This is a genomic window from Halobacterium sp. R2-5 (assembly GCF_011734195.1).
Classification (GTDB): Archaea; Halobacteriota; Halobacteria; order Halobacteriales; family Halobacteriaceae; genus Halobacterium.
This window is the reverse complement of sequence record NZ_JAANTH010000002.1, coordinates 256,179-272,267: the sequence shown is the minus strand read 5'-3', so window position 1 is coordinate 272,267 and position 16,089 is coordinate 256,179. Positions and strand designations below refer to the sequence as shown.

At 72.9% G+C, this 16,089-nt stretch carries 14 protein-coding genes; 2 read left to right on the top strand and 12 right to left on the bottom strand.

Annotation, left to right across the window (positions count from 1 at the left end; genetic code table 11):
* The first annotated feature begins 22 nt into the window (after positions 1-22).
* The gene (locus tag G9C83_RS10010; RefSeq protein ID WP_167245999.1) at positions 23-1,666 is read left to right on the top strand and encodes an NAD-binding protein; all 1,644 of its coding nucleotides are present in this window, start codon (positions 23-25) and stop codon (positions 1,664-1,666) included.
* Here G9C83_RS10010 and G9C83_RS10005 read toward each other — a convergent pair whose 3' ends face one another.
* From G9C83_RS10005 to G9C83_RS09990, 4 genes are read right to left on the bottom strand one after another with little or no spacing between them, the layout of a single operon-like run.
* The gene (locus tag G9C83_RS10005; protein ID WP_167245998.1) at positions 1,667-2,422 is read right to left on the bottom strand and encodes a glycerophosphodiester phosphodiesterase; all 756 of its coding nucleotides are present in this window, start codon (positions 2,420-2,422) and stop codon (positions 1,667-1,669) included.
* Positions 2,422-2,703, bottom strand: coding sequence for a ubiquitin-like small modifier protein 1 (locus tag G9C83_RS10000; RefSeq protein ID WP_167245997.1), 282 nt, complete (start codon positions 2,701-2,703; stop codon positions 2,422-2,424). The genes G9C83_RS10005 and G9C83_RS10000 overlap by 1 nt, the downstream gene beginning before the upstream one ends.
* A gap of 53 nt (positions 2,704-2,756) precedes the next feature.
* Positions 2,757-3,890 (bottom strand): potassium transporter TrkA, encoded by a 1,134-nt coding sequence (locus G9C83_RS09995; protein WP_347877796.1) that lies wholly within the window; start codon positions 3,888-3,890, stop codon positions 2,757-2,759.
* Entirely contained in the window at positions 3,887-5,107 is a 1,221-nt protein-coding gene (locus G9C83_RS09990) for a TrkA C-terminal domain-containing protein (protein ID WP_167245996.1), read from the bottom strand. The genes G9C83_RS09995 and G9C83_RS09990 overlap by 4 nt, the downstream gene beginning before the upstream one ends.
* Before the next feature lie 86 nt (positions 5,108-5,193).
* Here G9C83_RS09990 and G9C83_RS09985 point away from each other — a divergent pair, with 86 nt between their 5' ends.
* The gene (locus G9C83_RS09985; RefSeq protein WP_167245995.1) at positions 5,194-6,357 is read left to right on the top strand and encodes an NAD-binding protein; all 1,164 of its coding nucleotides are present in this window, start codon (positions 5,194-5,196) and stop codon (positions 6,355-6,357) included.
* Here G9C83_RS09985 and G9C83_RS09980 read toward each other — a convergent pair whose 3' ends face one another.
* From G9C83_RS09980 to G9C83_RS09945, 8 genes are all read right to left on the bottom strand, one after another.
* Positions 6,358-7,782, bottom strand: coding sequence for an HPP family protein (locus G9C83_RS09980; RefSeq protein WP_167245994.1), 1,425 nt, complete (start codon positions 7,780-7,782; stop codon positions 6,358-6,360).
* A 44-nt stretch (positions 7,783-7,826) separates the two neighbouring features.
* Positions 7,827-8,555 (bottom strand): nucleoside phosphorylase, encoded by a 729-nt coding sequence (locus G9C83_RS09975; RefSeq protein WP_167245993.1) that lies wholly within the window; start codon positions 8,553-8,555, stop codon positions 7,827-7,829.
* A 59-nt stretch (positions 8,556-8,614) separates the two neighbouring features.
* Positions 8,615-9,547: a hypothetical protein gene (locus G9C83_RS09970; protein WP_167245992.1), complete on the bottom strand. Its 933-nt coding sequence runs from the start codon at positions 9,545-9,547 to the stop codon at positions 8,615-8,617.
* 36 nt (positions 9,548-9,583) lie between these two features.
* Positions 9,584-10,474, bottom strand: a complete 891-nt coding sequence (locus tag G9C83_RS09965; protein WP_167245991.1) for a PfkB family carbohydrate kinase — start codon at positions 10,472-10,474, stop codon at positions 9,584-9,586.
* A 24-nt stretch (positions 10,475-10,498) separates the two neighbouring features.
* The gene (locus G9C83_RS09960) at positions 10,499-11,317 is read right to left on the bottom strand and encodes a DUF63 family protein (RefSeq protein WP_167245990.1); all 819 of its coding nucleotides are present in this window, start codon (positions 11,315-11,317) and stop codon (positions 10,499-10,501) included.
* A 34-nt stretch (positions 11,318-11,351) separates the two neighbouring features.
* Positions 11,352-12,296, bottom strand: a complete 945-nt coding sequence (locus tag G9C83_RS09955) for a ribose 1,5-bisphosphate isomerase (RefSeq protein ID WP_167245989.1) — start codon at positions 12,294-12,296, stop codon at positions 11,352-11,354.
* Positions 12,297-12,373: 77 nt separating this feature from the next.
* Positions 12,374-14,821 carry a methyl-accepting chemotaxis protein gene (locus G9C83_RS09950; RefSeq protein WP_167245988.1) on the bottom strand — a complete coding sequence of 816 codons (2,448 nt, stop codon included), beginning with the start codon at positions 14,819-14,821 and terminating at the stop codon, positions 12,374-12,376.
* On the bottom strand, positions 14,818-16,050 hold the full coding sequence (locus G9C83_RS09945) for an ABC transporter substrate-binding protein (protein ID WP_167245987.1): 1,233 nt from the start codon (positions 16,048-16,050) through the stop codon (positions 14,818-14,820). Before G9C83_RS09945 ends, G9C83_RS09950 begins: the two co-directional genes overlap by 4 nt.
* Between the last annotated feature and the right edge of the window lie 39 nt (positions 16,051-16,089).

The following is a 16,089-nucleotide window of genomic DNA, read 5'->3' as shown; positions in this document are numbered from 1 at the left end:
GGCGGTAGCCACGGACATCCGAATGCGGGAACTCCGCGACATCTCTCTGGACCCCGACGACCTGACGCAGCGCCAGCGGCTGGTGGTGGTGTACGCCGTCAGTCTCGTGTCCGTCGTGCTCACGTTCACGGCCGTCTACTACTGGGGGATGGCGAACCTCGAGGGACGGCCGCGGACGGCGCTCCAGGCGTTCAACACGGTCATCGAGACGCTGACGACGACGGGGTTCGGCGCGGACTCGCCGTGGGAGACGCCGTGGATGAACGCCCTCGTCGCGACCATCCAGGTGTCCGGCGTCGTCATCGGGTTCGTGACGCTGCGCGTGCTCGTCATCCCGCTGTTCGAGCGCACGCCGATGAACCTCGACGACAGGCTCACGCCCAAGCGCGACCACGTCGTCGTCGCGGAGTACCGCCACGACACCGAGGTGCTGCTCGACGAACTGGAAACCCTCGACGTCGACTACGTGCTCGTGGAGTCCGACGACGACGAGGCGATGCGGCTCTCCGACGACGGCTACCAGGCCATCAACGGCGACCCCGAGGACGGCGACGACCTCGAACGGGCGTCCATCAGAGACGCGAGCGTGCTCATCACGGACGCCGGCGACGAGACCGCGAGCATCGTGCTCACCGCGCTCGAACTGAACGAGGGTCTCCGCGTCGTGAGCTTCACGCCGTCGACCCGCCAGAAGGCCGCGCTCGCGGAGATCGGCGTCGATCGGAGCGTCGCGCCGCACTCGCTCATCGGGCAGCGCCTCGCGGAGAAGGCGACGACCCCCGTCTCGGTCGGCGACCACGCGAGCAGCGAGGTGGCCATCCGGGAGATCCTCGTCCGCCGCGGCAGCACGCTGCACGGCGTCAGCGTCGGGGAGTCACCGCTCGCGCGCCACCCGGAGCTGACGCTCGTCGCGGGCTGGTTCGACGGCCAACTGCGGTTGCCGCCGTCGCCGGAGGACCGCCTCACGCCGAACACCGTGCTCGTCGTCGCGGGGCCGAGCGACGTCATCGACGAGGCCGCCGGCGAAATCTCCGGCGTCCAGACGACGCGGGGACGCCAACACTCGCGGGTCGTCGTCGCGGGGCTCGGCGAGGGCGGCACGGCGGCTGTCGAGGCACTCCCGGACGGCGTGGAGGCGACGACCGTCGACCAGTCCCCCGCGAACGACCCGGACGTGGTCGGCGACGTGACCGAGCCGGAGACCCTCGAAGCCGCGGGCATCGAGGACGCGACCGCGCTCGTCGTCACCGTGAACAGCGACGCGGCGGCGCTGCTGACGACGGCGATGGCTCGCTCGCTGTCCCCGGGCGTGGAGATTCTCGCGCGCGTGACGGACACGGAGAAGGCGTCGGCGGCGTTCCGCGCGGGCGCCGACTACGTGCTGTCGGTCCAGCGCGTGAGCGCGCGCCTGGTCGCCGCGGAAATCCACGGCGAGCGCGTGATGGACCCTGTCGGCCAGATTCGGCTCGTGCGCGCGGACGCGGCGCCGTTCGCGGGGCAGACGGTCGCTGACGCGAGCGACCCCGAGCACGGGTGGACGGTCGTCGGCGTCGTCCACGGCGGCGAGATGAACACGGACCGGACGGCCGAAATCGCGGCCGGCGACGAGGTGTTCGTCGCGGGCACCGACCGCGCGATACGCGAGTTCGAGCAGGCCGTCGAGTAGTCAGGCGAGCCGCGACGGGCCGCCGGCGTACGCGGCGACCCCGGGGTAGTCCGCGATGACGCCGTCCGCGCCGGCGTCGGCGCACGCGACGGCGTCCTGCCAGTCCGTGACGGTCCACGCGTTGACAGTGCGGCCGTCCCGGTGGGCGTGCTCGACGACGGACTCGCTGAGGCCGTCGACGGGCGCGTGGAGCGCGCGGCAGTCGAACTCGCTGGCCCGGGTGAGCCCGCGGTCGGGGTCGAGACAGAGCGCGGCCCGCGGCGTCTCCGGGAGGACCTCGGTCGCGGCTTCGAGCGCGCCGTCGAAGAACGACGACAGCACGACCGGCGCCTCGCAGTCCGCGAGCGCGTCCGCGACAGACTCCACGAACGGACGCCACGCCGCCGCGTCCGGGCCGGAGAGCCCGATTCGGGCGTCCGCCACTCCGGGGTTCTTCAGTTCGACGTGGAACTCCACGCCCGCGGGCACGAGGGTCGCGACTGTCGACAAGGTGGGGACGGGCTCGCCGCTGTCGAGCACGTCCGCGTCCGCCAGCGTCCTGGGGTCGGCGTCCCAGACGAAGCCCTCGGCGTCGGTGATTCCGCGGGAGTCGCCCTCGCCGTCGAGGCGCTGGTCGTGGAAGACGACCGGCGTGCCGTCGGCCGCGGGCTGGACGTCGACCTCGACGCCGTCCGCGCGCTCGCGAGCGGTGCGGACCGCGGCAGCAGTGTTCTCCGGCGCGACACCGGCGAACCCGCGGTGAGCGATGGTACGCATCAGCCGCCGCTCACGGGCGGGAACATCGCGAGCTCGTCGCCCGCGTCGAGGTCGGTGTCGAGGCCGTCCTCGTGAGCGACGTTCTGGCCGTTCCGCAGGACGTTGATGTGCTCGCGAACGTCGCCGTCGTCGGTCAGCACGCGGTCCCGGAGCGCGGGGCGGTCGGCGAGCAGCGCGTCCAGGGCGTCGCCGACGGTCGCGCCCGCGTCGACATCGGCGTCGACCGTAATCCGTCGGTCGCCGCCGACCTCCGCGAGGTCCGCGAACAGCTTCCACTCCATGCACGTCCCTCGGCGGCGGCCGCCCATATGTGCTACGGGCTCGGCAGCGCCCGCTACTGGCTGACTTCCTCCGCGGCGGTCGCAGCGGCGTCGAGGCGCCGTGAGGCGTCCGGTCGCGCGACCACGTACAGCGTGTCCCCGGCGGCGAGCGGCCGGGACGCGCTCGGGATGGCGTCGACGCTGCTCTCGGAACGGACCGCCACCACGGTCCCCTCGACGCCCCCGACGGTGCCGCCGTCGAGCGTGCTGCCCGCCTCCACGGTGGTGACGACCATCGTCTCGTCGGCGGCGCGCAGCAGCGCCGCGAACTGGCGGTCCGCGCCCGGCTCGTAGGGGAGCGTCGCCAGCCGGTAGCTCCCGCCCGCCAGCTCGAAGGCGTCGTGGTCGTCCAGCGACAGCGTCACGGTGTCCTCGCAGGTCGCGCGAATCTCCGCGGTTGCGACCCGTTCGGCGGGCTCGGCGTCCGTCCGCCACACCTGCACGAGGTCACCGGGGCCGGCCGCGTTCGGCGGGTCCGCGTTCACCGCGACGGCCGCCGTCCCCGGCGGGAGCGTCGGTCCGATGCCCGCGGTGCGGCTGCCGAGCGCGAGGTAGGTCACGGAGCCGTCGTCGGCGAGCTCGACGTCCACGTAGCCGACGTCGTAGTCGTCTTTGATGCGGGTGACGACGCGGTCGCGGAGCTCCGCGACGGTGAGCCGGCGCGGGAAGATGAACGTCGTCCCCGCGAGGGCGGCCTTCACGTCGTCGCCGACCGGGTCGTACCCTTCGATGTCAGCGATCTCCTCGGGGAGCTGGACGGCCAGCGCGCGCCCGACGGCCTTCACGAGCCGGCCGACGTCGCCCTCCAGTTCGCGCACGCCGGTCGCCGCGAGCACCTGCACGCCGAGGCGGTCGCCGCCGCGGGTGGCGGCGGGCGCGACCAGCACCGCGCCGCCGAACACCGCGAGGTTGAACGCGACCGCCTCGACCGCCAGCGCGTCCGTGCTGCCGGCGACCGCCTGCCCGAGCGCGACGCGCGTGTTGAGGTAGAACGCCACCACGGAGACGTCCACGAGCAGCGCCACCCCGGAGGGGAGCTGCTGGCGGAAGTACCACCGGAACGCGGCCGCGAGTGCGGCGACCGCGACGCCCGCCGCGAGCAGGACGCCGCCGGCCTCCGCGAGCTCCACCATCGAGACGGGAATCACGCCGCCACCTCCTCGAACGCGTCGAGCTCGCGGCGCGGCCCCGCGACGAACACGTCGTCGCCGGCCGACAGCCCGACGTCGCCGAGCGGCGCGACCGTCCACGAGCCGTCGTGGTGGACCGCCAGCACCGCGACGCCGTACGCGTCCCGCACGTTCGCGTCGCCGAGCGTCGCGCCGACGAACGGCGCGTCCGCGCCGAGCGTGAGCCGGCGGACGCGCTGGCCGCCGCGGCGCAGCAGCCCGAGGAGTTCGTACTCGCGGCGCGTGCCCCGCGCCCGCACCACGATTCGGGTGGCGTCGGCGGCGAGCAGCGTCTCCGCGTCCGGCCGCGAGACGGCGACGGTCACCCGGCCCTCGCCGCCGGTCGTCGTCGGCGCGGGCGCCGCCGCCGGCTCGACGTCCGGCTCCGCCGCTGGCGCTGGCGCGGACGCCGGCGTCTCCGACGACTTCTTGCCGGACTTCGCAGAGACGACCGTGCCCGTGACGCGGTCCTCGCCGGCGAGCACGGTCACCTCGTCGCCGCGCGCGATGCCGGTCGGCACGAGCGCGGACACCGACACCGCGCGCTGGCCGACGGGCGTGCGCTTCGAGACGCCCGCCGCGGGCGGCGCTGCCGCGACGGTCGCGCGGCCGTGCTCGTCGACGGACACCGACGCCTCCTGGACGTCGAACTCCGAGCGCAGCCGGTCGACGAACCGCGTCTCCAGCTCCGACAGCGGGAGGTCCGCGGGGAACGTCCACTCGGCCTCCCGGATGGACACGCGCAGGGACTCCGGCAGCGGCGGGTAGCCCTCGAGGTCGCGGACGCCGCCGACGACGTTCACGGCGACCTCGTTGCGGCCGCCGACGAGCTTGATGGCTTCCGCGTTGAGGGTGCGGGCGCGCAGCGACCGGAGGCTGATGCGCCGCGGCAGCGTCGACCCGAGCCGGTCGCCGACGGCGTGCGTGTAGAACGTCAGCAGCGCGACCACGAGCACCGCGACCACGAGCGTCGTGGAGTTCGCGGCCTGCGTGATGGTGGGGTCGGCGAACGCCAGGAACCCGCCGTTGACGCCGGCGAGCGCGACGCCGAGGACGACGACACCGAACGCGGGGACGGAGAGCCCGGTGACGTACCGGAAGAGGAACCCGAACCCGAACGACACGAGCGCGGGAATCACGCCCGCGAGCAGCCCGAGGTAGATGCCGTGCAGCGCCTGCACGGGAGTCGAAGTCATACGCCCGAACAGTCGCGCCCGGGACAAAACGATACCGGCAGGTGCGTGCCGTTGCCGTTAAGGCGGGCGGCTACGCGCGTTGTGACATGGACGTGCCGGGCGTACAGCGGGTGACCGGGCGGGTGGCCGTCGCGCTGACGCTCGCGGTCGCCGCGCTCTCGGTCGGCGTCGGCGTCCTCGGCATCGTCGACCCGACCGCGAACTTCGGGCCGTTCGCGCAGTACATCCCGCCCACAATCAGCCAGACCGCGGGGTTCACGGGTTCGCTGACGGGGTTCCTGATGGCGATGAGCGCGTTCGGCCTGCGCCGCGGGCTCCGCGTGGCGTGGTACTCGACGCTCGTGCTCCTGCCCGTGACCGCCGCGCAGGGACTGGTGCAGGCGACGCCGTACTCGGTGCCGCTGGTCGCGCTGTCCGTGCTCGCGTTCCCCGTGCTCGCGGCCGCGCGCAGCCGCTTCGACGAGCCGATTTCGCTGACGACGAGCCAGCTCGCGGCCGGCGGGGCGCTCGCCGGCGTGCAGACGTACGGCACCATCGGGACGTACGCGCTCCGCGGCGAGCGCGGGTTCACGAGCGTTTCGACGATGCTGGACGCGTTCTACTACACGCTCGTGACCTCCAGCACGGTCGGCTACGGCGACGTCACGCCGACCACCCAGGAGGCGCGGCTGTTCTCGCTGTCGGTGGTCGTGCTCGGCACCGCGAGCTTCGCCATCGCGCTCACGGCGCTGCTCGGCCCCGCCCTCGAAGCGCGCTTCGCGAGCGCCCTCGGACGCATGACACAGAGTGACCTCGAGTCCCTCGACGGCCACGTGGTCGTCGCGGGCTACGGCGACCTGACGGAACCGGTTCTGACCGAACTCGCGGCGAGCAACCGCCAGTTCGTCGTCGTGACCGACGACGACGAGGACGTCTCCCACCTGCGCGAGCGGGACGTGAACGTGTTCGTCGGCGACCCGGCCGACGAACAGGCGATGCACCGCGTCGGCGTCGAGCGCGCGCGGGCGGTCGTCGCGGCGACCAACGACGACGGCGAGGACGCGCTCGTGATTCTCACCGTTCGCGAGAGCCACGCCGACGTCCACGTGGTCGCCGCCGCGACCGACCAGGAGAACGAGCAGAAGCTCCGGCGCGCGGGCGCGGACACCGTCATCAGCCCCGCGGTCATCGGCGGCCGGCTGCTCGCGCGCTCCGCGCTCGGCGACAAAGACGCCGAGCAGGAGGCCGCGGACGTGCTCGGCGACGAGTAGTCACGCCGTGTGGACGACCGCGATGTCCGTGTCGAGGTTCTGGAGGCGCTCGTAGGTCGGCCGCGAGAGGAACTTCGAGGCCGCGGAGCGGTCGGTGCTCGCGCCGAGGAAGACGAGGTCGTAGTGGGCGTCGTTGCGCTCGACGAACGACTCGATGGAGGACCGCGAGACCCGCGTCTCGCAGCGCGTCCCCACCGTCTCCGTGAGGTTCGCGAGCATCGACTCCGTGCGGCGGCGTTCGCGCTCGGCGTCGATACACGAGCAGACGCTGATGGAGCCGCCGCGGCCGGCGAGGCGCTCGGCGTAGTCCAGCATCGCGTGCGCGACGTCCGAGGCGCTGCGCACGGGCACCATGATGCGCCGCCAGCGCGTGCGCTCGCCAGCCGACTGGAGCGCGACCACGTCGATGCGGCTGCCGAACAGGCGCCGGAGGAACGGCGTCAGCGTGCCGTCCTCGCGGCACTCGAACGGCGCCACGACGAGGTCGCAGTTCGCCTCCTCGGCGGTCGAGAGCACCGTCTTCGCGTGGTTGCCGTCGGCGACCGCGACCACGACGTCGCAGGGGACGCCGACCCGCGTCTCGATGCGCGCGGCCTGCTGTTCGAGGCGGCCCGCGGCGGCGTCGGCGGCGCGCTCCTCGGCCTCCGACGTGGCGTCTTCGTCGTCGATGTGCTCGCGCTCGGCGGCCGCGATCTCTTCGTCGTCGACGACGTCCAGCAGGACGACCTTCCCGGCGTCGTGGGCGGCCGCGATGCGCGCGCCCAGCATCGACGCCTGCTCGGCGGTCTCCCCGCGCATCGGCACGACGACGTGGTCGTCGGCCTCCGTCGTGCGGTAGAGGAAGCGGGCGCGCTCCTCGTAGAACTCGCGGCGCCACACCACGAACACGACCGCGACGAGCGACGCCGACAGCGCGACGGCGACGACGTACGCGAACTGCGCGGTGCCGGTGACGAGCACGAGCAGCGCCGTCGAGAACGCCGTCGGGAGTTCGAGGTCCAGCCCCCACGTCGCCGCGCCCGTGAGGAACACGCCGAGCGCGGCGGCGCCCGCGTCGAGGCCGACCTCGCCCGTCGGCACGCCGTACGCGATCGCGGTGAGTTCGACGGCACCCCACCCGCAGAGCGCGCCGACGGTCAGCCCGCCGACGAACGTCTGCGGGTCCGAGTACTGGCCCTCCGGCTCCGCGAACAGCGTGTACGTCCCGGACGCCAGCGGCGGGAACAGCAGGAACGAGACCACCTCGACGGTCTCCGCGAGCAGCGTCACCAGTCCCACGAGCAGCGGGACGAACAGCAGCACGGAGACGTGCAGGAGGTTGCTCGTGGTCTCCAGCCACCGCCGGAACGACCGGAGTTCGCGGCGCTCGAACCGGGAGACGCGCCGCCGGACCGCGGCGAGTCGCTGCCGGAACTCCGAGAACATGTCCACCGACTCGACGGGCCCGGTAGTTGGGTGTTTCGGCTACCTCACGCGAGCCGCGTCACGGCGTCCAGCGAGATGTCGATGGCGCGCGCGACGTTGTTCTTCGCCTTCTCCGGGAGCTCGTCGTCGCCGTCGGCGCCCTTCTGGGTGCCGGCGACGAGGTTGCCGTCGACGGTGCAGATGGCGCCCGCGGCGAGGCCCTTCCGGCGCGCCAGCGAGAACACGGTCGCGGCCTCCATCTCGACGGCGAGCAGGCCGGCGTCGTTCCAGTCGTCGACGAAGTCCTCGTCCTCGTTGTAGAACGCGTCGTCGCTGACGATGGGGCCGACGTGGACCTCCTCGTCGTTGGCCTCGGCGGAGTCGACGACGCTCGTGAGCACGTCGTAGTCCGGAACGGCGGGGTAGACCGGGGACTCGTAGCGCTTGCTCGTGCCCTCCTCCTTGGCGGCGCCGGTCGCGACGATCATGTCGCCGACCTCGATGTCCTCCTGGAGCGCGCCGATGGTGCCGACGCGGAGGAACGTCTCGACGCCGACGCGGGAGAGCTCCTCGACGGCGATGGCCGCCGAGGGACAGCCGATACCGGTCGAGGAGATGGTGAGGTCGACGCCGTCGTAGGTGGCGTTGACGACCTTGTACTCGCGGTTCTCCGCGACGACCTCGCTGTCGTCGCAGTGGCCGGCGATGCGGTCGACGCGGCCGGGGTCGCCGGGGAGCAACGCGATGTCGTTGACGTCGCCGTCCTCGACGAGCAAGTGGGGCTGTTTCGCCATGCCAGCGGGTTCGCGCCCGCGGAGAAAAAGAGCGGGGATTGCGGTCGGCGCACCGCGACTCACGCGACGGCGAGCCCGCGCGGGCGCTCCGATTCGAGGGCGGCAGGCCAGTCGGTGTCGAGTTCGGTCCACGACGCGCCCCAGTCGTCGGTGCGGAAGAGTCCGCGGTTGGTGGCTGCGACCGCCTCTCCGGGCCCTGTTGCGGCGAGCGAGGCCGCGAGCAGCCCGTGCGGCCCCGGGAGGTCGTCGCAGCGCTCCCAGTCGGCCTCGCTGCCGTCCTTCCGGAAGACCGCGCTGCTGGCGGTGCCGGCGTCGTGGGCGCTCCGCGGGCCGTTCGCGGCGGAGACGAGCACGCGCTCGGGGTCCCCCGGGTCGCAGACGACGCTCCAGCAGTACGTGCGGTCCAGTCCACCCCCCTCGGTGCGCCAGGAGTCGCCACCGTCCTCGGTGACGTAGAAGCCGTCGCCCGCGGCCGAGTACGCGAGGTCCGGGCGGTCGGCGTGGGTCGCCATCGAGTGCGTGTCGTACGGCCCCGAGGAGACGCGGTCCTGCCACGTCTCCCCGCCGTCCGGCGACCGGACGAGCGCGCCCGCCTCGACGGCGACGTAGAGCCGCTCGCCCGTCGGTTCGAGCCACCGCACGTGGTGCGTCGAGGGCCGCGGCGGGAACGCCCAGTCGTCGCTGGACGGCAGGTCCGTGAGTCCGCCGCACTTCTCGAACGTCTCGCCGTCGGGCGCGTGGCAGACCGCGCTCGGCTGCGTGCCCGCCCACGCGCCGGACTCGCTGCTCGCGACCGCGGTCACGTCCCCGAGGTCCGCGACGCGCGCCCAGTCGTCGGGGTCGCTTGACTGCCGGTAGACGCCGTCGCCCGTGCCGCAGTAGACGCCCGCGGGTCCGGCGTCGAGACACTGCACGTCGCCCTCGAAGACGGTCGCGAAGCCGCCGTCGTCGTACGCGAGCACGCGGTCGGGGAACGCCGCGAGGAGTCGCATGTCCCGAAGCACGGCGGCCAGCCACCTAAACGTGGGTCAGAACTGCTCGCCGAGGAACGCCTCCACTTCGGGGAACGAGGGGGCAGTACGGGCGCCCTCGGAGCGCGCGGCGAGCGCGCCGCAGGCGTTCGCGAACTCCAGGGCGCGCTCGTAGTCCTCGGGGTAGTCGAGGTGGACGGCGATGAACCCGGCGGCGAACGCGTCCCCTGCGCCCGTCGTGTCCACGGGTTCGACGTCGAAGCCGGGGTGGTCGAAGGAGGCGTCGGGCGTGTGGACGGTCGCGCCGTCCGACCCGTGCTTCACGACGACGACGCGGCAGTCGACGTCCGACTCGGCGTACGTGGCGTCCTCCTCCAGGATTTCGAGGGCTTCGCGGTCGTTGACGAAGAGCACGTCGGTGCGGTCGATGGCCGCCGAGAAGTCGCGCTCGTCGAGGCGGCGGCCAGGGTCGAAGGAGACGTTGACGCCGGCCTCGTCGGCGAGTTCGGCGATGCGCGCGGCGGTCTCGGGGCGCTGGCTGGTGAGGTGGACGTGGTCGGCGCGCTCGACGTAGTCGGCGTCGACGTCCGCCGGGTGGACGGCCTCGTTGGCGCCGTCGTTGCCGAGCACCATCACTTCGCCGTCGCCGTCCACGACGAGGTACTTCACGCTCGTCTCGGCGTCCTCGACGACGCGGAGGCCGTCGAGGTCGACGCCGACCTCGTCGAGCTCGCGGCGCGCGAGCAGCCCGTTCTCGTCGTCCCCGACGCTCCCCACGAGCCCGGTGTCGACGTCGAAGCCGGCGAGCGCGACCGCGGCGTTGGCCGCGCTCCCGCCGCCCGAGCGGCGCTGGGAGACGATGCGGGATTCGCCGTCCGGCTCCGGGAGGGCGTCGACGCGGAGCGTGACGTCCCAGTTGACGTGGCCGGCGGCGACTACACGAACCATACCCCGGTGGTCGGTGCGCCCGCGCTAAAATCCTGCGGGGTTCGCGGCGACGAACAGCAGGACGTTGTGCGCGCCGGGCCCGAGCCCGACGGCGGTCACGACGGCGAGCAGGAGGTTACCTTCGGCGGGCTCCTCGCGGACGTACTCGGCGAGCAGGACGACCACGCCGGCGGCGAGCGCGACTTTCACGAGCACGAACAGCCAGCCGACGCCGAGCACGGGTTCGGTCGGGAGGCCAGCGGCGGCGTGCATGATGGCCGCCGAGAGCGGCGTCTGCTCGCCGAACCCGAGGACGTCCACGCCGACCGCGGTGGAGGTGCCGTCGAGGACGTGCCCGAACACGGCGAGCGCGCCGGCCGCGCCGACGATGGCGGCGTCGTCCGGCCGCAGGCGTTCGACGCCCCACCACGCGACGTGCCCGAGGATGGCTGCGGCGGCGACGGCGGCGAGGGGCCACGCGAGGGTCAGCGTGTCGTTCGCGAGCCCGTAGTTGACTGCGGCAGCAGCAGGGAGAACGGCGAGCGCGGTGCCGACGGCGGCGAGCGCGAGCAGCGTCCGGTCGGTGCGGCGCGCGGCGAGCCACGTCGCGCCAGCGGCGACGAACGTCGTCGCGTAGACGATGGGCGAACCGAAGAAAGGAGCGACGGCGTCCGGGAAGACGCCGAGCTGGAAGCAGACGTACAGCGTCGACCCGAGCACCATCCACGGGCCGAACGCGAGCACGGTGCGGTCGGTCACCGGCGGCGACTCGCGGACGAGCAGCCATCCGACGGCGGCGACGGCCGCGGCGACGACCGCGAGATAGGGGAGCGGGGGGAGCGCGAACCCAGAAGGCAAGACCATACCGGGTGGGTGGCCGCGCGCCTCGAAAACCTTGCTATTCCTCCGCCCAGGGTTCGCTGGTGCCCTCGCCGTACAGCTCCCGCATCAGGGTGACGATGCTCTCCGGGGGGAACTGCCCGCGCTCGGTGACGATGGCGTCGACGTACCGCGGCGGCGTCACGTCGAACGCGGGGTTCTCGACGGTCACGTCGCCGATGTCCGCGCGCTCCTCGTCGCTGAGCACCTCGGACTCGTCGCGCATCTCGATCTCGACGGTGTGGCCGGTGAGCGTGTCCGGGTGGAGCTTCAGCGTCTGCGCGGCGACCATCACGGGGACGCCGCGCTCGCGGGCCGCGACCGCGAGGATGCTGGTGCCGACCTTGTTGATGACGGAGCCGTCCGCGGCGATGGAGTCCGCGCCCACGAGCACGTGGTCGACGTCGTCGAGGTAGCGCCGCGCGGCGTTGTCCACGACCATCGTCACGGGGACGTCCATCTCGCGGAGCTGTCTGGCGGTGATGTGGCCCTGCTTGCGCGGGCGGGTCTCCTTGACGATGGCCTCGATCTCCTTGCCGTCGTCGACGGCGGCCTCGACGCACGCCAGCGCGTCCGTCGAGTGGCAGTGCGTCATGATGGTGTCGCCGTCCCGCAGGCGGTTCGCGCCGATGGCGCCGAGGTCGTCCTGCGCGCGCTCCAGTTGCGCGCGGAAGCGCTGGGACGCCTCGACGGTCGCCTCCCGGAGTTCCTCGACGGAGTCGCCGTCCACTTCGTTGAGGACGTACCGCAGCGCGTTCGGCAGGCTGACGGCGGTCGGGCGGGTGTCGCGGAGGCGGCGGGCGGCCGCCCGCAGGTCCTCGCGGAACGCCGCGGGCGTGTCCGCCTCGCTGGCGCGAGCCTGCGCCTCCAGCGCCTCCGCGGCGGCGCGCGCGATAGTGGCGGCGCCCCGGACTTCCATCTCCGCGATGTCGTCGGCGGTGGTGTCGACCTGCGGTGCGAGCATGGCCGCGACTAGGCGCCACGGAGTAAAAGGAATTGGCGAACGTGGCCGAAATCGAGTCGAGCGCGCAGCGGCGGCCGCTACCGGTCGCTGCCGCCGTCCGGCGCGGCCGCCGGACCGTCCGAATCACCGCTCGACGCCGTACCGGTCGGCTCGACGCCGTCGCCGCCCTCGACGTCGAACTGCGCGAGCAGCCCGTTGAGCTCCTCGACGCGGTCTTCGAGGTCCCCCGCGCGGTCCGCGACCTGCGTGACGGAGGCGGTCTGCTCCTCGGCGGCCGCGGAGACGTCCTGGGCCTCCTCGGCGGTCCGGTCACTGAGGTCTTTGACCTCGTCGGTCATCGTGACGACCTCCTCGGTGGAGGCGGCCTGCTCGTCGGTCGCCTCGTTGATGGACTGCACGCTCGCGTTCGCGGTCTCGACGCGCTCGACGATGTCGTCCAGCGAGGACAGCGCGTCGTCGATGGTCTCGCTGCCCGTGTTCACGCGCTCGCCGAGTTCGTGCATGTCCTCGACGGTGTCGTCGACCTCCTCGCGGACGGACTCCACGAGGTCCGCGATCTCCCCGGCGGAGTCTTTGGTCTCCTCCGCGAGGCTCTTGACCTCGTCGGCGACCACCGCGAACCCGTCGCCGTCGGTGTCGGCGTGGCTCGCCTCGATGTTCGCGTTCAGCGCGAGCATGTTCGTCTGGTCGGCGATGTCCGTGATGACGTCGGTCACCTCGCCGATGGACGAGACCGCGTCTTCGAGCGCTTCGACGCGCTCGATGGCGTCGTCGGCGGTCGCCTCGATGCGGTCGAGCTCGCGCATCGCGGCCTCGGCCTGCTCGGCGCCGCGCTCGCCCTCCGCGGCCGCCTCGTCGACGGTCTGGGCGACGTCGTCGGCGCTCGCCGCGATCTCCTCGACGGTCGCGGACAGCGACGTCACCTCGTCGCCGACCTCGTCGAGGTTCTCGCGCTGGGTCTCCGCGCTCGCGGAGATGCCCTGCACGCTGTCGCTGACCTGCTCGCTGGCGTTCCGAATCTCGCCGGCGCTCGTCGCGACGTCCCGGCTGGAGTCGTCGACGGCGTCCGCGATGTCGCGGACGCGCCGGATGGTCGCCTCGAGCTCTTCGAGCATCTCGTTGAACGAGTCCGCGATGGCCTGCATCGACTCGCTGTCGGCGTCCGGGTCGAGGCGGCGCGTGAGGTCGCCGTCCGCCGCTGCCGCCATCTCCTCGCTGAACGCGTCCGCGGTCGCCTCCAGCTCCTCGTTGAGGCGCTCGGCCTCCTCGCGGGTCTGCTCGGCGTCGGCGCGCGCGGCCTCGATGTCCGTGATGAGCGTCTCCAGGCGCTCGTGCATCTCCGACAGCGACTCCCCGAACGACCCCGGAAGCTCCTCGTCGAGGACGTCGTCGTCGAACTCCTGGGCGGCGAGCGCGTCCGCCTGGTCGGCTGCCGTCCGGAGGTACGACCGCATCGAGCGGAACGACGCGACGAGCTGGCCGACCTCGTCGGTGCGGCGGGTCTCCGGCAGGTCGGCGTCGAGCCGGCCGGCCGCGATGGCGTCCGCGCGCTCGGCGACCTCTTCGAGCGCGTTCGACGTGCGGCGGCCGACGGTCAGGCCGACGGCGGCGACGCCGACGAGCGCGATGACGACGAGCACGGCGACGCTCTGGGTGACCTGCGACTGGAGCGCGTACGCGTCGCCGCGCGGCACGTGGTACGCGAGCACCCAGTTCGTGCCGACGACGGGCGTGTACGCGGTGGCGTACCGGCCGTCGTCCATGCCCGTGCGCTCGCTCACGACGCCGAACGTCGTGTCCCCAGCGCGCGCGGTCTCCACGCCTTCGGGGACGCTGCCGTCGCTGGTCGTGTACGGCTCCAGCAGCGCGCGGTTGCGGTTGTCGAAGACGACGTCGCCGTCACCGCCGACGACCTTCACGTCGCCGGTCGCCTCCGGGACCTCGAACGACTGCGAGCGGTCGGCCAGCGACGCGGTCAGCACGACCGCGCGCCCGGAGTCCCCGACCACCGTCGAGAACGCGACGACCGGCTCGTCGCCCGCCTCGTACGGCTCCGAGAGGCTGATGCCGTCGCCGCCCTCCCGCAGCGAGGACAGCCACGGCGTCTCGTCGGCGGCGACGGTCTGCCCGGACAGCGAGTCGTCCGTGCTCGCGATGACGGTGTCCGAGCCGGTGTCGACGTAGTGGATGGAGTGGGCGTCCGTCGGCAGCGTCGCGAACGTGCGTTCGAGGCGCGCCTCCACGTTGCGGTTGTCGTCTTCGAGGTCGTTCGCGACGAACCGCGTGGTGGCTTTCTTCTGGCTCACCCAGTCGTTGAGCGCGGCCGCCTGCTGGTCGGCGATGCCGGAGACGTCGGCCTCCGTGTCCGCGCCGACGGTCTGCTGGGTCTGGAGGTGGACGACGCCGCCCGCGGCCGCGAGCACGAGGACGACGGCGAGCAGGAGCGCGTTGAACTTCAGCGCGTAGCTCCGGCGCACGCGCTCGGGCAGGAAGCGCTCGAAGCGGCCGCTGAGTCGGTCGCTCACGCCTCCGCACCCCCGAAGTACGAGCGCTGGAGGAGTTCGAGTGTCTGGACGCTGCCGCCCTGCACGCGCTCGACGAGGTACGCCGAGAGCGGTTCGAGGTCGGGCTGGAGGTCGAGCGCGCCCGACGCGCCGCGGTAGTTCACCTCGCGGCCGGCGTCGAACAGCTCGCTCGCCCGGTCGAACTGGCCGACGGTGACCGAGTGGCCGGTGCCGCCGGCGACGGCGCGCAGCGACTGCGCGGCCGCCGTCGAGGTGACGTCGCCGGCGCGCTCGGCGGCGAGCGAAGCGAGCATCGCGGCGTCGTAGGCGTTGACCGTGTACGCCATCAGCGGCGCGAGGTCTACGAGGTCCCGTTCGAGGCGCTGCGTGCCGACAGTGCGCGCGGACGCGACGGACGCGGTGTACGTCCCCGAGTAGTCACGGTTCGACGCGTCGACGGACATCCCGGCGCTGACGACGACTTCGCCGCTGTAGTCGGCGGCGACGAGTTCGTCCAGCACCGCGCCAGAGGGACCGGGCGTCCCGACGAAGACGACCGCGTCGGGGCCGCCGCTGGTCGCGGCGGTGACGCGGGTACCGGCGTCCGGGTCCGAGGGCGCGAACGGGACGGTCGCCCTGATCTCCGTCTCCGTGGCCTCGGTGACGGCGTCGACGAGCGCGGTCCCGAACGCGTCGTCGACGTAGAGCACGGTGGCGTCGTCGGCGTCGGCGTACCGCCGGTCGTCGAGAATCTTCGCCATCGCGGCTGCCTGCTGGCGGTCGTTCGGGCACGTCCGCCCGAAGTACTTGGCGTCCTCGCCGCGGCCGGCGGACGCCAGCGACGGGCTGGTGCTGGACGGGCTGAGCAGGAGGACGCCGTCCTCGGCGGGACGTTCGGCGAGCGCCGTGGTGACGCTGCTGAGGACCGCGCCGACGATCGCGACGGCGCCCTCGTCGACGAGCGACTGGTAGGCTTCCCCGGCGGTCTCCGGGTCGGCGGCGGTGTCCCCGACCTCGTGGACGACGGTGCGGCCGTGGACGCCGCCGGCGTCGTTGACGTCCGCGACGGCGGCGTCGATGGCGCGCTCGTGGTGGGACGCCATCGTGCCGAGCATTCCTTCGCCCGAGAGCGGGAGCAACGAGCCGACGGTCACGGGGTCGTCGCCGTCTCGGAGCCCGAGACAGCCCGCGCCGCCGGTCAGCGCGGTGGCGGTCGCCGCGAGCCACCCGCGCCTACTGACTTGGTGCATACCACCGACAGCCGAATTTCCCTACTTAAGGTTTGAGGT